Raw genomic sequence first — 18,103 nt, 5'->3', positions numbered from 1 at the left:
GGTACAGTTTAGAAAAGGCCCTGCGAACCGCATCTGGAACGTAGGGATGTTTACTGGAACCGCCTTGGTGCCGAACGGCATGCCAGGTGGTGTGAGAGGGACGGGTAATAACCGGCCCTACTCGATTCTTATATGCGCCTCCTCTCTTTCCTTCAGCCTGTTTCTTAACCTCTGAGATACATCTTCTCTTGTCATACGAACCAAGGTCAGGCACGGTGTGTTAACTATGGGAATCGCTTTCAGATTTTTAGAGATTAAGTCACAAGCCGGCGTTGCAACAATAGCAAAAGCATGCTGAGACTCAACAAAAGCAACTTGATTGTAAAAATTACGAATATCCGTTCTAGAAACGATATTGAAATGATATTGGGCCGAGAGTTGTTTCATAAAACTAAACAGCTGAGGAGAAACATCTGAAGGAAGACAAATGCAATCAAGCCGGCTAAGTTGCTCCAGATGAATTCTGTCGAATTCCGCCAAAAAATGGTTCTTCGGTACTACTACTTTATTTTCTATTTGAGCAATAGGAACGGCGGCAATATCTGCTCTTTCAAACGGCTCTGCGTAGGCGTATCCCACATCTATTTTGAAGTCCTGCAGCTGTGAGACTAAATCGATACTTTCTATTTCAATGAAGTCATAGCGCTTTCTGGGATCCGCACTTTTTAGCTCGTTAAGCATCGGTGCAATAAAAAGCTGTAAAAGCCAAGCGAAGGATCCGAAGGTAACTTTTTTTTCCATGCCGTCCAAATTGGCTTGAACTTGGTCAAAGAAAATTTCCGTTTTAGCCAAAAACTTCTCTACAACAGGAAAAATTGCCCGGCCTTCCTTGGTAAGAACAGCCTTTTTATTAGACCGTTCAAACAGCTTCACACCAAGAGAATCCTCGAGCTTTTTAATGTGCATGGACAACGGCGGCTGACACATGGAGGCAACACTAGCCGCTTTTGTAAAACTTCCTTCTTTTACAACCAGATAGAAGAGCCAGTATGACTGAAGCAATCTTAAGTTCATACGAAAAAAGTATCACGGACATCTAATAATAGTATTTTATAGTTTGCGAGCTAACAATTAGAATTTTTGTGTATGCCTATTTGGCAACCTTGGAGAAACTAATGAGATTAACGAAAACTTTTTTGGCAGTATCTGCTGCCTTTTGCTCAACTATTGTCCTTGCCTACACTCCAGGCACATACACTGCATCTGTAGCCGGCCAGAACGGACCTGTAGCAGTTGAAGTTCAGACTTCGGCCGATAAGATTTTGTCAGTAAAAGTCTCCGATCAAAAAGAAACTCAAAATATCGGAACTCATGCCGTAGAACAGCTTCCGGCGAAAATCGTCGAAGCCCAATCTGCTGATGTTCCCGCCGTATCAGGTGCTTCCGTTACATCAAAAGCAATTAAAACAGCTGTCCAGGAATGCTTAGATAAAGCCTCCGGAAAGAAGACCGCAGCTTCTCCTCTTAAAGACGGCACCTATGAAGCCAAAGCTTACGGCAACAACGGTTGGCTGAATGTCAAGGTCGTAATTAAAGACCATAAGATTTCAGAAATCCAAACACCAGGCCAGAGAGAAACAAAATTCTTAGGCGATACCGCTATTCGTGAAATCGGTAAAGATATCATCGACTATCAAACACTTAACGTTGACAACATCGCCGGAGCCACCGTTACTTCAACTGCATTGAAGACAGCAGTTGGAGAAGCCATCGAAAAAGCCGGCGGCAACATTGCTAACTTCCAAAAACCAGTACCTCAAAAGATCAAGAAGATTGACGGCGTACAAAAACAAGAAGTTGACCTGGTTGTCGTAGGTGCAGGCGGTGCAGGCTTATCTGCCGCCGTAACCGCTAAAGATCTCGGAGCAAAGAACGTTTTAATCGTTGAAAAAATGCCTGTCGTCGGCGGCAATACATTAAGATGTGCATCCGCCTTCAATGCCGCTGATCCGGAAAGACAAAAAGCCCTTCCGATGACAGATACCTTGAAGGATGCTGTCGTCAAAGCTATTAATGAAAAACCGGCTAATGAAGAACACAAGAAGCTCATGGCTGATGTTAAAGCCAAGTATGAAGCTTATCTCAAGAGCGGTTCCAAGACTCTATTTGACTGTCCGGAATGGCATGCCTTACAGACCTACAACGGAGGCGACAAAGTCGGCCACATTCCTCTGATCCGCACTTATGCCAACAATGTCTTAGACACATTGCACTGGATGCAGTCCAAAGGCTCTCCGGTAATGGATAGAGTAAGCCAAGGCGCAGGTGCCTTGTGGCAAAGAACCCATCAGTTGGATGCCCCTGCCGGTCTCGGCTTAGTTGATCCACTGTACCAAGACGCTGTTAAACAAGGCGTAAACTTTAAACTCGGCACTCGCGTCACTGACCTTGTATTGGATAAGAGCGGCAAGGTAATCGGTATCACAGCAGAAGATAAAGTCGGCAACAAATACCAGATTCTTTCTAAGAACGGCGTCATTCTTGCAACCGGCGGTTACAGCCAAAACAAAGAAATGCGTCAGAAATCTGCACCTCACCTTACTCCCGATATGGTTTCAACTAACCAACCGGGCGCTACCGGCGACGGAATCACCATCGCCACAAGACATGGAGCAGATACCACAGGCATGAACTATGTTCAGGTCTACCCGTTAGCCACACCGGGCACAGGCACTCTTCAGGGCCGCGCTAGAAAGATGTCCGGATTGGATGACGTTATTGATGTCAACAAGAACGGCGAAAGATTCGTTAAAGAAGATGCCCGCCGTGACGAATTCGTTGCAGCCATCAAGAAACAACCAGGTGCTGTATGCTATGACATCAACGACTCTTCCATCGTAAAACCGTTAAACAGCTTCAATGAAGATGTTGAAACCTTGGTTCAGATCGGCAGAATCTATAAAGCAGACACACTAGCCGACTTAGCAAAACAGCTTGGTATGCCGGCTGACAAGCTCGAAGCTACCGTTGCTGAATTCAATAAGATGGTTGAAGCTAAGAATGATCTAAAATTCGGAAGGAAACTCTTTGATCGTCAGATTGTCAAAGCTCCGTTCTATGCAACTCCGCGTGCTCCGTCAATCCACCACACAATGGGCGGATTGGAAATTACTCCGAAAGCACAGGTTGTTGATAAAAACGGCAAGATCATCCCGGGTCTTTATGCAGCCGGTGAAGTTACAGGCGGTATCCATGGTTCTAACAGACTCGGCGGAAACGCTACAGCTGACGTTTAACCTTCGGACGTATTGCCGCTAAGAGCGCTTTAGGCAAGAACTAATCGTTTTTTTACAGTAACATCTGATTTTCTTAAGAAAGAAAATCAAAAGAGCTAAACCTCTCATTTTATTCCGATTTGGGAGGCTTAGTATTTGCAACAAAAAAGCCCAAGATTTCTTGAGCCTTAATGTTTTATCGAACGTCTCCTGCAAAAACAGGAGACGTTATGAATTTAAGTTCTTACTTAACTTCTTCTTCTTTTTCAATACCCTTGAGCATCGGCATGGAGGAAGATCCGCCGATAAGGCCGACCTTGCTGTAGATACCAAGCTTGTCACGTGTATCAACAATGTCGAGGTTTCTCATGGTCAGCTGACCGATACGGTCTTCAGCTGTAAACATGGAGTCACCCTTTTCCATTGTCAGACGTTCAGGCTGGTATGTGAGGTTCGGAGAACGTGTATCAAGGATGCTGTAATCATTACCGCGGCGAAGCTCAATCTTAACTTCACCGGTAATAGCCTTAGCAACCCACTTCATGCTGGATTCTCTGAGCATGATAGCCTGCGGATCAAACCATCTTCCTTGGTAAAGGAGACGGCCTAAACGCATACCGTTGATTCTGTACTGTTCAATAGTATCTTCGTTATGAATACCGGTAACTAATCTTTCATAAGCAATATGAAGAAGAGCCATTCCCGGAGCTTCGTAAATACCGCGGCTCTTAGCTTCGATAATACGGTTTTCGATCTGGTCGCTCATACCTAAACCGTGACGTCCGCCGATCTTGTTGAGTTCCATCATGAGCTCAACTTTGTCTTTGTATTCTTTGCCGTTAATGGCAACAGGCATACCTTCTTTGAAGCTCAAAGTAACGACTTCGGGCTTAATTTCAACTTCCGGTTTCCAGAAAGCGACGCCCATAATCGGTTCAACAATCTTGATGGAGCTGTCCAAATGTTCCAAATCCTTAGCTTCATGTGTGGCTCCAAGCATGTTGGAGTCAGTGGAGTATGCCTTTTCTTTGCTCATCTTGTAGCCGAAGCCGTTGTCGATAAGGAACTGGCTCATTTCAGCACGGCCGCCCAATTCTTGAATAAATTTAACGTCGAGCCATGGTTTGTAAATTCTCAGTTCAGGATTGGCTAAAAGGCCATAGCGGTAGAAACGTTCAATATCGTTTCCTTTGTATGTGGAGCCGTCGCCCCAGATATTAACGCCGTCTTCCTTCATGGCGTTTACAAGCATTGTGCCTGTAACAGCACGGCCGAGCGGTGTTGTATTGAAGTAAGTAACGCCGGCGGTATGAATATGGAAAGCATTACATTGAATCGCAGCAATACCTTCTGCAACTAACTGATCACGGCAGTCAATCAAACGGGCGATTGATGCACCGAATTCCATAGCTCTCTTTGGAATGTCATCGTAATCTTTTTCATCCGGCTGACCCAGATTAGCTGTGTAAGCACAAGGAAGTGCTCCTTTCTTCTTCATCCAGAGCAAAGCAGAACTAGTATCTAAACCGCCGGAGAAGGCAATACCTACCTTTTCTCCTACGGGAAGGGATTTCAAAATGGTTTCCATTTCTTTAAGACTCAAAAAGTGTTGTTAATCTATCCTTCATTTCTTTTTGCAATGGGGAAAATCAGTATGACTCGCGCAAAAAGACCTAACGAGAAATTATGACCGAAATATAGAGGAGTAGCCTAAATTCAGATAAGATTTGTAAGAGATTAACTAAGTAGAAACACCAAACCGCTCCCGGCATAAGTGCAGGAACATTTTTTAGAAAGAAAGCATTCTTCTCTGACTTTGTTATTATCTAACCTATGTCTGAATTAGCTATCCATACAAACGTTGTCAACCGCGAAAGATATGCCTGTCTTGTGCTTAAAAAAGCGCAGAGACTCGGCATGAAAGCCGCTGTGTTTTTTGACAATGAAAACGATATGGATCAATTGGATAACCTCCTCTGGACATTTGAACCGTCGAGTTTTATTCCTCATGCGATAGCCCGTACAGCCGGTGCAACCGGGAATGCATATCTTCTCTCCGATAATCCTGAACATATCGGCAGCGGCGATCTTTTAGTACTTCTTACCCACAATGTACCTCCTGCTATTCATGACTTAATGCAGAGATTTCCTAAGGTGATAGATATCGTTCCGAAAGAAGATCCGGGGCTGACTGAGGGAAGAAGACGTTTCGTCGCATATAAGAGAAACGGCATTACGCCGGTAGTTCATAACAGACAGTAGGAATTTCTCAACGGACTTTCTCTCTTTCATATAGTGAACGTGAGAGAATATCACATCCCTTGATTTAAAGAATTTTATTGAAGTAAATCTGCCATGAGCGACACACAAACCAAAGAACTAGCAAAGAGTTATGAGCCCGCTTCCATTGAAGCGAAGTGGTATCCGTATTGGGAAGAACACGGCTATTTTGCTGCCGGCAAAGATATCGGCAAGCCTTCTTTCTCCATCCAGCTTCCTCCGCCGAACATTACCGGTATTCTTCATATGGGCCATGCCTTCAACCAGACGGTGATGGATACATTGACCCGTTTCCATAGAATGGATGGATTTAATACGCTTTGGCTTCCGGGTACTGACCACGCCGGTATCGCTACGCAGATTATCGTTGAAAGACAATTAGAAAAAGAAGGCAAATCCATTAAAGACCTTACCCGCGAGCAATTCTTGGAAAGAGTCTGGGAGTGGCAGAAGTTCTCCGGCGGCACTATCTTGAATCAGATGCGCCGTATGGGGGCCTCCTTAGATTGGAACAAGCTTTATTTCACAATGAATGAAAAGCTCTCCAAGACAGTGACTAACTGCTTCGTTGAGCTTTACAGAAAAGGCCTTATTTATAAAGGAACCCGTTTGGTTAATTGGGATCCGAAGCTTCAGAGTTCCGTTTCCGATTTGGAAGTTGAATCCGAAGAAGAGAAAGGTAAACTTTGGGAAATTCGTTATCCTGCAGCCGATGGTTCTGAAGGCATTGTTGTTGCCACTACCCGTCCGGAAACTCTTTTTGGCGACCAGGCCGTTGCCGTCAATCCCGATGATGACCGCTACAAGCATCTTGTCGGCAAGATGCTGAAGCTGCCTCTTACTGATCGTGAAATTCCTGTTATTGCTGATCCGTACGTTGATAAAGAATTCGGTTCCGGCGCAGTCAAAATTACTCCGGCTCATGACTTCAATGACTTTGAAGTCGGTAAACGTCACAATCTTCCGGAATTAGTCGTTCTCGACAAGACAGCTCATATGAACAATAACGTTCCCGAAAAATATCGCGGTATGGATCGTTATGAAGCCAGAAAAGCTGCAGTGAAGGACCTTGAAGAACAAGGTTTATTGGTCGGCATTAAAGACCATGTTCACTTGGTACCGAAAGTTGCCAGAACAGGTGAAATCGTCGAACCGATGCTCTCCGAACAATGGTACATGGCTATGTCTAAACCGGCTCCCGAAGGCTGCAAGTTCCCGGGAAAATCTCTTGCTGAATTAGGTTTGGAAGCCGTTGAAAACAACCTCGTTAACATTTTCCCGGAACAGTGGCAAAAAGTCTACAAAGAATGGCTTAATAACATTCAGGACTGGTGCCTTTCTCGTCAGTTGTGGTGGGGTCACCAAATTCCGGCGTGGTATGACGACAAAGGAAATGTCTATGTTGCAACCACCGAAGCAGAGGCTCAGGCACAAGCCGGCGAAGGCGTGAAATTGACACGTGATCCGGACGTACTCGATACCTGGTTCTCATCCGGTCTGGTTCCCTTCTCTTCCTTGGGCGGCATTACTCCTTCGGACGCAGACGCTGAAATTGACTTCCAGCTTTATCTGCCCTCCTCCGTCTTGGTCACTGGCTATGACATTCTCTTCTTCTGGGTTGCCAGAATGATCATGCTGACCCGCTTCTTTACAGGCAAAGTTCCGTTCAAAGATGTTTACATCCACGGCTTAGTCAGAGATGCCGAAGGCAAGAAAATGAGCAAGTCTGAAGGCAACACTTTGGATCCGCTCGATATTATCCAGTCCATCGGCTTGGAAGACTTAATCGTTAAGAACACCCGCGGTTTAAGAAGACCGGAAAAAGCTCCTGAAATTGAGAAGAAACTTCGCAGAAACTATCCGTCAGGAATTGAAGCTCATGGCACAGATGCACTCAGATTCACTATGGCTGCTTATGCAACCTTAGGAAGAAACGTTAACTTTGATATTAAGAGAGCTTCCGGCTACCGCAACTTCTGCAACAAACTTTGGAACGCTACCCGCTTTGTTCTGATGAACGTTCAGGATAAAGATTGCGGTTTTACAGATGCCGAAAAGATCTACTCTATCCCTGATCTTTGGATCAAAGGACAGCTTCAGAACTGCATCAAAGAAGTTCGCCAAGCTTACAAAGATTATCGTTTGGACAATGCCGCCAACGCTATCTACAGCTTCGTCTGGAATGAGTACTGCGACTGGTACTTGGAACTTGCCAAGGTTCAATTAAACAGCGAGAACCCGGCGATTGAAAGAGCAACAAGAAATACTCTTGTTACCGTACTTGAAACTGTTTTGCGCCTTGCTCATCCGATTATTCCGTTCATCACTGAAGAACTTTGGCAGACAGTTTCCGTTATTGCCAACGCCCGTAAGGCTGACGAAGAAACATCCATCATGATTCAGGAATATCCGAAGTACGATGCTTCTCAGGTTAATGCCGAAGCCGACTTCGCCATGAATGAAGTCAAAGCAATGATCGATGCCATCAGAAACTTACGCGGTGAAATGAAGATTTCTCCGTCTACTAAGGTTCCTCTGGCTATCAGCTGCAAGGACGGCACTTCCAGAGCAAGAGCAGAATCCTTAGATAACTATCTGAAAGTCTTAGGCAAGCTCAGCGAAGTTATCTACACGGACGATTTAGATAAGGCTCGCCCTGTCGGCTCAGCTGCTCCCGTTGCTGTTGTTAATGACTTCAGCCTCATGCTGATTGTTAAAGTAGATATTGAAGCTGAAAAAGCTCGCCTGAATAAGGAAATTGCTCGTCTTGAAGGTGAAATTGCTAAAGCCAAAGGCAAACTTTCCAACGAAAGATTCGTAACCAAAGCACCTGCTCAGGTAATTGAACAAGAAAGAACCCGATTAGCCGGTTTTGAAGCTTCTCTGGTCTCTGTCAAAGAACAATTAGCAAAACTGCCCTAACCTAGATTCAATTAATTGACGCGAGGGGCTGAATATTTTCAGCCCCTCATCTTGTTTCTACACTACAGAAACAACTCCATAAAATGCAATTAGCATGTCCGCTAGTATGACGTTAGTTTTGCGTATTTCTTCCAAGCTAGCTAGAACTGATATCGATACTTAACCTGAAGAGTTTGGTCTATCAGGTCCTTACCCTCCCCCAATTGCATAGTTCAAACCTAAGACATATCAGTGATCTTAATTTTGTGGCCTGTCCGTGGTTATCTTCTTTATTAAAACTTGCAAAACTTCAATAAGCTGGGACTTACCATTTGCCTACAAGAAACCGGATGTTCGGCACAGCAAATTCTTTTAAAAATGATATTTTTCAACGACTTTGGAAATTTCAACCTGAGATCGAATTCCAAGTTTTTTACATAATGAACCTCGGTGGATTTGAACGGTTTTTTCCGAAATACCCAGCTTAAGCCCGGCTGCTCGGTTAGAAGAGCCGTCAGCCAAAGCCTTCGCCACTTCTTTTTCCCGGTGAGTTAAAGAGTCTACCTTTTCTTTTTCACGAAGACTGAGTGTTTGAGCCTCTACTCTTTGGGCATCTTTTTCACAAGCCCTTTCCAAGCTCTCTACCAGCCGCTCAACTTCTACCGGCTTTTCAAGAAAATCTACAGCTCCTTTTCTCACTGCCAAAACTGCCATATCGATAGTGCCGTGGCCGGAACAAAACACAATGGGGAGTTCATTCTTCGTTTCTTTCAACAGTTCCTGAAGTTCGAGCCCGCTCATCTCCGGCATTCTTACATCCAGCAAAATGCAGCCCATCGGATGCGGGTCGTCTTTTTCCAGAAACTCTTTGGCACTGTTATAGGTAACGACATCGCACCCCAAACTATTCAACAGGAATTTCCAGGATTCCAACATCGCCGGATCATCGTCAATGATTCTTATTTTTGCTAAAGGACTTATCAATTTCGTTCCTCAAATTTTGGAAGACTTAATATGACGAATAACCTTCCGGCTTCATCTTTTTGAAACTCTAAACGGCCTCCGTTTGCCTCCGCCACCCGTTTTACAATGGCAAGACCAAGGCCAAGACCGTTCTGTTTACTGCTTTTAAAAAGAGTACCTAAATTTTTGAAAGTTTCTTCGTCGATCTCCGGAGCATTGTCGAAAATCTTTAATTCAACCCGAGAATCCTCCGTTAGTTCTACAGTGATTTCCGGCTTTTTAACTTCGGTACAAGCATCCGCCGCATTTTTCAACAAGTTATAAACGGAAAGTTCTAAATCCGTCGGCTCTGCCTGAACAACAACTTCTTTTTTAGGCAGTTTTAATGAAACTTTTACATGCCGTTGGGCCGTCTGGTTCAAATATGTCACGGCCTTATGAATTAACTGGTTGAAATTGACCGACTGAACCTGAGGTTTTTCCTGCTTAGCATAACTTCTGACCCGCTGAATAATTGCGTTGGCTCTTACAGTCTGCGTCTCAATCTGTGTAAGTGCTGTCAGAATATTTTTTGCATCAAGCTTTCCTGTCTTTGACTGTACTTTCAGACCCTGAAGGTAATTCATAATGATGGTCAGAGGCTGTTTGAGTTCATGGCCAATCATGCTGGACATTAAACCAATCAAACCAACCTTCTGCATATTGTTCAATTTCTGGGTTGTTTCGTTGAAAGTCTTTTGGATCTCTTTTAATTCTTTTGTTCGTTTTTCGATCAAGTAGTTAGATCGGATCGAGTGACTAATCAGCCCGGCAACAATTAACGCTAAGAGGATTAAAACATCTGCATGCTCTTGAAGTTTCCGAAAAAAGAACTTTTGAGACAAACTGCCGTACTGCTCTGCATTTAAAGTTTGTAGAAGAGCATGGGAAGCAGACAGGTTTCCCCCTGCCGTCCAGATATATCCATTCTCCGCGGGCATTTCCAAGAGAGTCTTTAAAATTAAACGGTTAAGATAGGGATCCGCCTCTGCCGTTGCTGCAAAAATAGTTCCCAAATACAAATCCGTACTGGTCTTGCAGTTTATGACAGGAAAATCTTTTAAGTTAACAACCCTTAGTTGGCTCTCCACTTCGTAATTTGGATGCTCTTCTAAATAACACGTCCTCACTACCCCGATATCAGCCTCTTTTGAGAGGACTTTCTCAATCACTGTTTTATGCTTACCGTCACCATACTCAACAGATTTGAAGAATTCCCGAGGCTGATGGCCACTTTTGGCAATCTCTCCTAAAAGACTTAAATACGTAAAAGTGTCATTTTGACTTGGAACGAAAAGAGATTTTTCTTGCAGATCAGAAAGCGCGTGGATATTGGAGTCTTTTCTGACAACAATAGTTGCCCCTTCGCCATAAGTTGGAGAAGAGGTACGAGGATTCCATAGAACTGCAATTCTCGCTGCCGTTTGACCTCCGGAAGAGGCCGAAACTGAAGTGTAAAACAGAGAGTTGGAAATAAAATAATCAACTTTGTTTTCGGTAACGGCTTTCTTTAGTTCTTCAGCCGGTAAAGAAACATGCTTGATTTCATACTTCCCTTTAAGCTCGGAAGAAAGATAGCTTAGAGTACTGTCTAATGCCTTAACTCCTAAAGTGTCTTCGCTCCATGGCAAAGAAGCCACCGTTATTTCCGGAAGCGCATAAACCGCACTGCTTAGGACTAAGACCGTAAGTGCAATACAAGGCTTTAAGAATTTCATCAAACAATTACTCAGAAAATTATCCTCTTTTTCTGATTGTAACCAAGGCCTTCCTTTTGGATATTGCCAATACTACTGATTGATTGCTTGAAAAGCTTAACTCTTCCAAATCTCATTATTGTTCTGATTTCTACGTTTCAAAACTCTGAATTTCCAAGTTAATAGAGAAAGCTCAACATGATCTAGGATATTTATCCTATAGGGTCGAGGATAGAATTCTTAACAATCCTTAAGCAAATGCTTACTGGTGTGAGAAACAAAACATTCTTTCGGAAATAGGAGAATTCAATGTCCAAGCAATTTTCGCGTCGCGGTATGCTCAAAACTTCTTTCTTGGGAAGCTTAGCCGCCGGTCTTGCAACATTTGCCGGCACAAGCCAAGCAGCTGAACCAAAGAAAGATGAAAAAGAAGTCTATGACGCCATCATTTTAGGCGCCGGTCCTGCCGGTCTCGTAACTGCTATTGCTGCAAAACAAGCCGGAGCCAAAAAAGTCGTCGTATTCGAAAAGAAAGATCGTCCTGACGGCAACGCTATCTTTGCTTTGGGCTCCGTTTGCGGTTGGGGCGCCCGCCATCAGAAAGAACAAGGTATCCAAGATACCGCTGAAGCCTTCTACGCCATGATGATGGATGTTTCCAAACAAATGGGCGATCCGGCTTTGAACAAAGTCTATACCGACCACATTCCTGCTGATATCGATTGGTTGGAACAGGATATCGGCGTTAAATTCAAAAAAATTCGTCCCATGCCTTATCCGCGTCTCGGCCGTACTTGCCGTGTAGACGGTGAAGGCCTCACAGGCGGTGCACAATTGGTTAAGAAACTGTTGGCGGCCGCTCAAAAGAATGGCGTTGAAGTTAAGTTCGAGCACAAAGGTATTGAACTTCTTCACGATGACAAGATGAATGTCACCGGCGTCAAGATTCAAACCCCCGAAGATCAAAAAGAATTCTTGTCCAAAGGCGGTGTAGCCATTGCGACAGGCGGATTCTCCGCTAACCCCGAAATGGTTGACAAATATATCGGCGGATGGGCAACCCGCATGGTTTTGAGAGGTTCGAAATCTACCACTGGTGAAAACATTTCCCTGACAATGCCTTTGTACACCAAGTTCGTTAACATGGACCAATTCCACTCCGGTCCTATCGTTAAAGAAACTCACGTTAACCCGGCCGACGTTCTCAACAGCGGATATGGCATTCAAGTCACAACAAGCGGTGACCGTTACATGGACGAAAACAACACCTATGTTATTAAGGCCAGAACAACCGCTCAAAAGACTCTTGACAATAAGGCATGGGTTATCGTTGACTCAACTTGCCCCGTCCTTGAAGGCGTGGTTGCAAAATTCGATCGCTTAAACAGCCCGTATGGAAAAGCAGACACCATTGAAGCTCTTGCTAAGCAAGTCGGACTTCCGGAAAAGAAGATCGTAAAAGCCGTCGAAGACTATAACAACGCAGTCAAGAACAGCACCCTTGACAAACTTACACCTCCCAACACCTACAAGAAACCGCACCTCATCGAAAAAGGACCTTTCTACGCTATTCCGTTGAACGGCGGTATGACTGCAACTTTCGGTGGTCCGTTAATCAATGCCAAGGCTGAAATCCAGAACTTAGACGGAAAATCTATCCCTGGTCTCTATGCAGTTGGCAACTCTGCAGGCGGTATCTTCTTCCATAACTACGCTGGCGGTGCTCAGTTAGGCGCTGCTACCGTTTTCGGAAGAATTGCAGGTAAAGAAATGGCTCAGAGAGCAAGTCAAGCAAAATAATACGTGAGGAATAACATGAAAAAACTTCTTATTGCCGCTCTTGCATTAACAATCGGTTCTTGCATGTCTGTTACTTTTGCTGCTGAAGCAAAAACATTAGAGCAAGCCCACGGAGCCATGTGGCCAAAGAGCCAAAACGGCTATGTCACTAAATACCAGTGCATGCAATGCCACGGTGACTATGACAAATTAGGTCAGCAAACTGCAAACCTTGTCCCAAATCCTCATAAGAGCCATTTAGGTCAAGTAAATTGTGAAGACTGTCATAAAGCCAATCAATCTAAGCCAGTCCTCATGTGCAATGAATGCCACAATTTCACAATTAAGAAAGCCGCACCGGAAGCTAAAAAATAATAGCCTCTGATGCATGAAGCCCGGAATATTTTGTCCGGGCTTTTCTTTTGGACGCTAAATCTGAGTTCTATTTCCTTCAAATTTAACCGTGCCGTCTCAAGGAGGCTTGACTCTTAAGAACAGCTCTCAATTCTGACTTATCTAATCTTTTTAAAGAAGCCGTCCAACACTTCCCCGGCCTTCATCACATTCAAACTGCCTTGATCTGTGATTTTCGGGAAAATAGAATCGAGTTTACTTCCCATCTCGTCTTTGGCTAGCCTCAAAGCCAAATCAGACCCGGCCTCTTTAAAACCGTCTTTTGTTTCATAAAGAGCAACTTTCGCCATTTCTTTCCCGCATCTCTCCGTTACGATGCTTGTCATGACAGCTTTTCCCTTTGCTTCAATGTCTTTGATTTTTTGAGCCGGAATCACAGTCACTTCTTTAGCTGCTTTTGTTTTTCCTAACGAAACAAATGCCCACTGAGTCAATATCTTTTTATCTTGAGAATTTAGATTGTTATAAGCACAGTCACTTAACTGCTGAGCGTACTGACCTGCAAAAGCTGCTTGAGAAAATAAGGCAGCAATTAAAAATAGCTTCTTCACCATAGATAATTTTCCATTAAAAGTTTTTTGATTTTATATTTCTTGAGAGGGCTAAACTCAGAATTTCTTCACCCTTGACATCCTCCTCTTCGTGAACGAAGAGGATTCCCTACCACCACTACAACAGCCGTAGCCTATTGTTGTAGAAGGTCTCGTTGGGTTCCTGCTGACAACGGCCTTACTGCACCGTTCATTTCACAGGCTAACGGGGCGTGTCCAGCCCTTAATACATTTATCGCTCCCACGACATCGGCATTTTCTTTGTATCCGCATTTGGTACATTCGAAATGTGCTTGCGTTTGTCTGTTTTTTGTCGAAATATATCCGCAATTCGGACAAGTTCTGCTCGTATTTTTCGGAGGAACCAATCCCAGCAACCCTCCTCTTTCTTCCAACTTGTAAGCCAACATTGTCTTGAAAGAATACCATCCTTGGTCAAGAATTGAACGATTTAAACCGCTTTTCTGTCTGACTTTTTTCCGGGCTGCTCAACTGTTCCTGACGCCGATGCAGACATATTCGATACTTTTAGATCTTCCATGAACACAATACCGTGGTTTTTGGCTATTGTCGTCGTGATCTTATGCAGAAAGTCTCTTCTTATATTTGCTATGCGTCTGTGCAGTTTTGTGATTTTGGCTTTGGTTTTCTTAGAATTGCTGCTTCCTTTTTGTTGTCGAGATAATTTCTTTTGCAGTTTAGCTAACTGCTTTAGATTATTTTTCAAGCTATTGACCGGCTCTACGAAAGTCCCGTTCGAAAAAGTAACAAACTTCTTAACGCCCATGTCAATTCCGATTTCGGAATTAATCATCCGCTTAGGCCCTATTTCAAATTCAGTCTGAATGGAAACAAACCACTTTAGACCTTCTCGAGATACCGTAATGTTCTTTGGTTTGCCAATGATGCTTCTGCTCTTTCTGTAGCCGACTGTCCCTATTTTCGGCAAATAGATCCTTTGTTTATCCTCATCTATTATGAATCCCTGCGGGAATCGGAATGAATCGCGCTGAAATTTCTTTTTGAACCTTGGAAATTTCGCTCTCTTGGCAAAAAAATTCTTGTATCCTTTCTCCAAATCTTTCAATGCTTGTTGGAGGACTTGAGAATGACACTCTTTCAGAAAAGAGTGCTTTTTCTTCCACAGAACAAGACGGTTGGCACACTCTACATAGTTGAACCGATGTGCTTTATCTGTGCCGTAAAGTGACTTTTCTGTGGCTAAAGTTCTGTTATAGACATAGCGACAGGAACCCGCAAATTGGCTCATCAAACGAGCTTGGGCACCACTAGGGCACAATTCAAATCTAAAAGCTCGTCTTATCTGCATCTTTGTTTCCTGACTTCCTTGGAAAATTAAAATTTGCTCATGGACTTAGATACTAATATCAGATACGACAGATAATGTCTTTTGAATTTGCATATTCATTTAGTCTTTGCCACTAAGTACCCACGATACGTATTTACCAAACAGATATTGGACGCACTGAAAATAATTTTTTCCTCAGTTTGTAATGATTTTGAAGCTGACTTAGTAGAGTTTGATGGCGAAAAATATCACGTTCATTTGTTAATTACTTACCCACCTAAAGTCTCTATATCTCGTTTAGTCAATTCTCTGAAAGGAGTATTGAGCCGTCTTATTAGAAAAAAGAAATATCGCTCCATTCGTAGTCAATTATGGGCAGCTGCTCTCTGGGCTCCTTCTTATTTTGCTACAAGTTGTGGGGGTGCACCTATTTCTATTATCAAACAGTACATTGAACAACAGAATACGCCTGACTGAAAAAATTATTATATTCGACCCTTATATCACCGTCCTAAAGGACGGTGTTTTACGGGTCGGTCTGATAAAGCAAGATCGCTCAAACTGAACTTACACCCTAGTAACCTTATGTAAAAACTGATATCGTAGGAGGGTAAACCTCTTACCAATTTGTAGATTTAAAGAAGGAACATATATGGCTCAATTATCAAAAAAAGAATGGTTAACTAAATTAATTGCAGCTGCTAAAGAAGTTGGAAATGCTAATCCTTGGGCACTTGGATTTGTGGCTTATGATGATTTGCGTGCCAAAATGCAAGGCCCGCTCAAAGTCTCAGGACAACAATGGTATGCCACCCATCAGAATGATCCGATGGGAATGAACGATCCGCTCGCTGTGCCTGATGACGCAGATCTAAAGGTCTTTGTTAAAGATGTATTCGACAACCTCGTATCTACCGGCGGAGAACATTTCTGGGTCATACCGACTGAAGCTTTGGCCGATGTTTTGAAATATCTCATGAGCCATCCTCGCTTTAGAGGCAATCTCTTAGACATGGATGATGAAGATCCGTGGGATATGCCGAGCATTAACTTTGAAAATATTTGTGCAACCGCAGAAAACCAATTCTTAAGCAATCAGCCGATTAACGTTGTCTTTGAATACAAAGACGCTGATACCGGACTTGTGGTTCACAGAGTTACCTTAAATGAAAAAGATTTCTGGTACTTTGTTGATGAACAGCAAATGAAGATTGCCGATAGAAAGTGGTAATTTTTAATTGGAACTAGAGAAATGGAGCAGTCTCTGACGAAAAAGATATTGAAGGTTTGTGCAGCCTCCCTGCTGGCAGTGTCTTCCTTTTCTTATTCGTCCCCTGCTCCCTACCAGCTTTCTCCCCTAGAAAACTACCTCATTAAGTCCTTTGCTTGGGAACAATACGAGAGCTTTGTTAATACCGGTGCGTCTACTCTTTTTGAAAATCCGAAGGTCTATTACTTCAGTGCGGGCTCATTGGCTAAAAACGTTTTAAAAAATCCAACCGAATTTATTCAAAAATACAAAGGACAGAAAGTCTTTGTTGAAGGTGTCCTGTCCCGTTACTCACCTTCTAAATCCACTTTTGTCTTTGATGCTTCTGATAATAAGTTCGTTATCAATATCAGAATGGGAGAGGATCACAACACTGAAACCCATCCCTCTTTACGGAAAAATTTTTACTGTCAGGTAGCCAACGCAAAGAAAAACGAAATAATTCTTGATAATTGCATTACGGGATTGGATTACCAGAAAGTGAAGATTGGTGAAATAGAACAAGGAATCAAGGATTTTCTTTCGGGTAAAGATAAAACAAATCCGAATATGCCGACTTATGCGATGCTCGCCTATATGGCTCTGGTCTCAGCCAAGCTTCTTCCTACGCACTCTTGCTGTCAGGCAGCTGCAATTGAGGAAGGGCCTCAAACGACAGCCGATATTAGAGCTTGTAATCAGGAAGTCACTACTCTCTGGCAGAACAACTCACAATTTGAGAATTTCAACGAAGCAATGGACTCCGTAGAGCGAGATCTGATGCGCCACGGAGCCGATTTAAATATGGTAAGAAAAGCCGCCTCTTTGATGGATTAGGCTAAACGATTGGCTTCAATCTCTTCATCAGTCTTATTGAGCATGATTTTCTCAATTTCTCTGCTGTTAAGACCGCTGCCTTTGTCGCCTTCAAAAACTGTCTCACGTACTTTTGCCTTGATCTCTGCTTGAGCAGGAGATGAATTTGCTTTTTCGATGTAAATCTTGATCAAATCCAAAATACCTTCTTCGGCATTGTCATAATGGCGAAGAACACAGTTAATGAAGTCTTTTTTCAAATCACTGTCGATTAATATCGACATTTTTTCAAGTGCCATTTTCTTCCTTCAAAATAATCCAGTCCGATCTACGGATTACAGGATATTTTATTCTTTTGAAAAGATTCTTCTTTTAGAAATAACCACTAAGGAAACCTGAAATCAATACGAGGTGTTTCTAATTCTCTCTAATCTCATGAATTTATAAGGAAGAGTTTGCTTTTCCGTAGCGGCATGCTCTTCTTCCCACACAATTTTCCAATCTTCCTCAGACAAAGGATCAAAGTACGCATCGCCGTCAAAGTCTTGGTCAATTTGTGTAAGCCAGACAGTGTCAGCTAATGGAAGCGCTTGCCTATAAATACTTGCCCCTCCGATAATCATCACGGTGTCGTTAGAAGAAAAGAGCTTAATAGCTTCCTCGATACTTCCGACAACCTCAACCCCTTCAGCGGAATAAGAAGGATTGCTCGTAATAACCACGTTTCTTCTTCCCGGCAAAGGTCTGCCGATAGATTCCCAAGTTTTCCTTCCCATGATGATAGGAAGTCCCATGGTTGTCTGCTTAAAAAACTTAAGGTCTTCAGGAAGACGCCATGGAAGCATTCCGCGGTTACCTATTACGCCGTTTCGGCTTCTGGCGACAATCAT

The 18,103-nt window shown here is 43.3% G+C and carries 17 protein-coding genes; 8 read left to right on the top strand and 9 right to left on the bottom strand.

Annotation, left to right across the window (positions count from 1 at the left end; genetic code table 11):
* Nucleotides 1–117 precede the first annotated feature (117 nt).
* Nucleotides 118–1,002, bottom strand: a complete 885-nt coding sequence (locus tag ADH67_RS12420) for a LysR family transcriptional regulator (RefSeq protein ID WP_158212646.1) — start codon at nt 1,000–1,002, stop codon at nt 118–120.
* Nucleotides 1,003–1,115: 113 nt separating this feature from the next.
* Here ADH67_RS12420 and ADH67_RS12415 point away from each other — a divergent pair, with 113 nt between their 5' ends.
* Complete coding sequence (locus ADH67_RS12415) at nt 1,116–3,236, top strand: flavocytochrome c (RefSeq protein WP_236578492.1); 2,121 nt, start codon at nt 1,116–1,118, stop codon at nt 3,234–3,236.
* Nucleotides 3,237–3,459: 223 nt separating this feature from the next.
* Here the strand turns inward: ADH67_RS12415 and argG are convergent, their stop codons facing one another.
* On the bottom strand, nt 3,460–4,803 hold the full coding sequence (gene argG, locus ADH67_RS12410) for an argininosuccinate synthase (RefSeq protein ID WP_066592485.1): 1,344 nt from the start codon (nt 4,801–4,803) through the stop codon (nt 3,460–3,462).
* Nucleotides 4,804–5,048: 245 nt separating this feature from the next.
* Here argG and ADH67_RS12405 point away from each other — a divergent pair, with 245 nt between their 5' ends.
* Both ADH67_RS12405 and ADH67_RS12400 read left to right on the top strand, forming a co-directional pair.
* Complete coding sequence (locus ADH67_RS12405) at nt 5,049–5,477, top strand: DNA polymerase III subunit chi (protein WP_066592488.1); 429 nt, start codon at nt 5,049–5,051, stop codon at nt 5,475–5,477.
* A gap of 93 nt (nt 5,478–5,570) precedes the next feature.
* Entirely contained in the window at nt 5,571–8,417 is a 2,847-nt protein-coding gene (locus ADH67_RS12400) for a valine--tRNA ligase (RefSeq protein ID WP_066592491.1), read from the top strand.
* Nucleotides 8,418–8,768: 351 nt separating this feature from the next.
* Here ADH67_RS12400 and ADH67_RS12395 read toward each other — a convergent pair whose 3' ends face one another.
* Together ADH67_RS12395 and ADH67_RS12390 are read right to left on the bottom strand one after the other, a co-directional pair.
* Nucleotides 8,769–9,380, bottom strand: a complete 612-nt coding sequence (locus ADH67_RS12395) for a response regulator transcription factor (protein WP_236578493.1) — start codon at nt 9,378–9,380, stop codon at nt 8,769–8,771.
* Nucleotides 9,377–11,116 carry a sensor histidine kinase gene (locus ADH67_RS12390; protein WP_066592493.1) on the bottom strand — a complete coding sequence of 580 codons (1,740 nt, stop codon included), beginning with the start codon at nt 11,114–11,116 and terminating at the stop codon, nt 9,377–9,379. The genes ADH67_RS12395 and ADH67_RS12390 overlap by 4 nt, the downstream gene beginning before the upstream one ends.
* A gap of 288 nt (nt 11,117–11,404) precedes the next feature.
* On the opposite strand from ADH67_RS12390, the gene ADH67_RS12385 reads away from it, so the two are divergent.
* On the top strand, nt 11,405–12,895 hold the full coding sequence (locus ADH67_RS12385; RefSeq protein WP_066592495.1) for an FAD-dependent oxidoreductase: 1,491 nt from the start codon (nt 11,405–11,407) through the stop codon (nt 12,893–12,895).
* A 15-nt stretch (nt 12,896–12,910) separates the two neighbouring features.
* On the top strand, nt 12,911–13,249 hold the full coding sequence (locus ADH67_RS12380) for a cytochrome c3 family protein (RefSeq protein ID WP_084081463.1): 339 nt from the start codon (nt 12,911–12,913) through the stop codon (nt 13,247–13,249).
* Between the two features lie 137 nt (nt 13,250–13,386).
* On the opposite strand, the gene ADH67_RS12375 is transcribed toward ADH67_RS12380, so the two are convergent.
* The 3 genes from ADH67_RS12375 to ADH67_RS12370 all read right to left on the bottom strand — a co-directional run bounded on the left by ADH67_RS12375 (nt 13,387) and on the right by ADH67_RS12370 (nt 15,169).
* A complete protein-coding gene (locus tag ADH67_RS12375; RefSeq protein WP_066592499.1) occupies nt 13,387–13,842 on the bottom strand; it encodes a hypothetical protein in 456 nt (151 codons plus the stop codon).
* Nucleotides 13,843–13,973: 131 nt separating this feature from the next.
* Nucleotides 13,974–14,249, bottom strand: coding sequence for a transposase (locus ADH67_RS13560; RefSeq protein ID WP_236578495.1), 276 nt, complete (start codon nt 14,247–14,249; stop codon nt 13,974–13,976).
* Nucleotides 14,250–14,290: 41 nt separating this feature from the next.
* Nucleotides 14,291–15,169, bottom strand: a complete 879-nt coding sequence (locus ADH67_RS12370) for an RNA-guided endonuclease InsQ/TnpB family protein (protein ID WP_236578497.1) — start codon at nt 15,167–15,169, stop codon at nt 14,291–14,293.
* Between the two features lie 81 nt (nt 15,170–15,250).
* Between ADH67_RS12370 and tnpA the strand changes: the two genes are divergently transcribed.
* The 3 genes from tnpA to ADH67_RS12355 all read left to right on the top strand — a co-directional run bounded on the left by tnpA (nt 15,251) and on the right by ADH67_RS12355 (nt 17,234).
* Nucleotides 15,251–15,625, top strand: a complete 375-nt coding sequence (gene tnpA / locus ADH67_RS12365; protein WP_236578499.1) for an IS200/IS605 family transposase — start codon at nt 15,251–15,253, stop codon at nt 15,623–15,625.
* A 175-nt stretch (nt 15,626–15,800) separates the two neighbouring features.
* Nucleotides 15,801–16,379, top strand: a complete 579-nt coding sequence (locus ADH67_RS12360; RefSeq protein WP_066592506.1) for a hypothetical protein — start codon at nt 15,801–15,803, stop codon at nt 16,377–16,379.
* Between the two features lie 21 nt (nt 16,380–16,400).
* Entirely contained in the window at nt 16,401–17,234 is an 834-nt protein-coding gene (locus tag ADH67_RS12355) for a hypothetical protein (protein ID WP_066592508.1), read from the top strand.
* Here the strand turns inward: ADH67_RS12355 and ADH67_RS12350 are convergent.
* Nucleotides 17,231–17,512 (bottom strand): 4Fe-4S ferredoxin, encoded by a 282-nt coding sequence (locus ADH67_RS12350; protein ID WP_066592511.1) that lies wholly within the window; start codon nt 17,510–17,512, stop codon nt 17,231–17,233. The two genes, ADH67_RS12355 and ADH67_RS12350, sit on opposite strands and share 4 nt — an antisense overlap.
* A gap of 102 nt (nt 17,513–17,614) precedes the next feature.
* A complete protein-coding gene (locus tag ADH67_RS12345; protein ID WP_066592513.1) occupies nt 17,615–18,103 on the bottom strand; it encodes a dihydrofolate reductase in 489 nt (162 codons plus the stop codon).

The sequence above is a fragment of the Turicimonas muris genome, from assembly GCF_002221595.1.
GTDB lineage: Bacteria > Pseudomonadota > Gammaproteobacteria > Burkholderiales > Burkholderiaceae_F > Turicimonas > Turicimonas muris.
The sequence above is the reverse complement of the archived record's forward strand: the minus strand, read 5'-3'. Positions and strand labels throughout refer to the sequence as shown.

Coding starts and splice junctions, on each gene's coding strand:
- ADH67_RS12415 (WP_236578492.1), top strand. CDS start 1,116: ATGAGATTAACGAAAACTTTTTTGGCAGTATCTGCTGCCTTTTGCTCA.
- argG (WP_066592485.1), bottom strand. CDS start 4,803: ATGGAAACCATTTTGAAATCCCTTCCCGTAGGAGAAAAGGTAGGTATT.
- ADH67_RS12405 (WP_066592488.1), top strand. CDS start 5,049: ATGTCTGAATTAGCTATCCATACAAACGTTGTCAACCGCGAAAGATAT.
- ADH67_RS12400 (WP_066592491.1), top strand. CDS start 5,571: ATGAGCGACACACAAACCAAAGAACTAGCAAAGAGTTATGAGCCCGCT.
- ADH67_RS12390 (WP_066592493.1), bottom strand. CDS start 11,116: ATGAAATTCTTAAAGCCTTGTATTGCACTTACGGTCTTAGTCCTAAGC.
- ADH67_RS12385 (WP_066592495.1), top strand. CDS start 11,405: ATGTCCAAGCAATTTTCGCGTCGCGGTATGCTCAAAACTTCTTTCTTG.
- ADH67_RS12380 (WP_084081463.1), top strand. CDS start 12,911: ATGAAAAAACTTCTTATTGCCGCTCTTGCATTAACAATCGGTTCTTGC.
- ADH67_RS12375 (WP_066592499.1), bottom strand. CDS start 13,842: ATGGTGAAGAAGCTATTTTTAATTGCTGCCTTATTTTCTCAAGCAGCT.
- ADH67_RS13560 (WP_236578495.1), bottom strand. CDS start 14,249: ATGTTGGCTTACAAGTTGGAAGAAAGAGGAGGGTTGCTGGGATTGGTT.
- ADH67_RS12370 (WP_236578497.1), bottom strand. CDS start 15,169: ATGCAGATAAGACGAGCTTTTAGATTTGAATTGTGCCCTAGTGGTGCC.
- ADH67_RS12360 (WP_066592506.1), top strand. CDS start 15,801: ATGGCTCAATTATCAAAAAAAGAATGGTTAACTAAATTAATTGCAGCT.
- ADH67_RS12355 (WP_066592508.1), top strand. CDS start 16,401: ATGGAGCAGTCTCTGACGAAAAAGATATTGAAGGTTTGTGCAGCCTCC.
- ADH67_RS12350 (WP_066592511.1), bottom strand. CDS start 17,512: ATGGCACTTGAAAAAATGTCGATATTAATCGACAGTGATTTGAAAAAA.
- ADH67_RS12345 (WP_066592513.1), bottom strand. CDS start 18,103: ATGATTGTCGCCAGAAGCCGAAACGGCGTAATAGGTAACCGCGGAATG.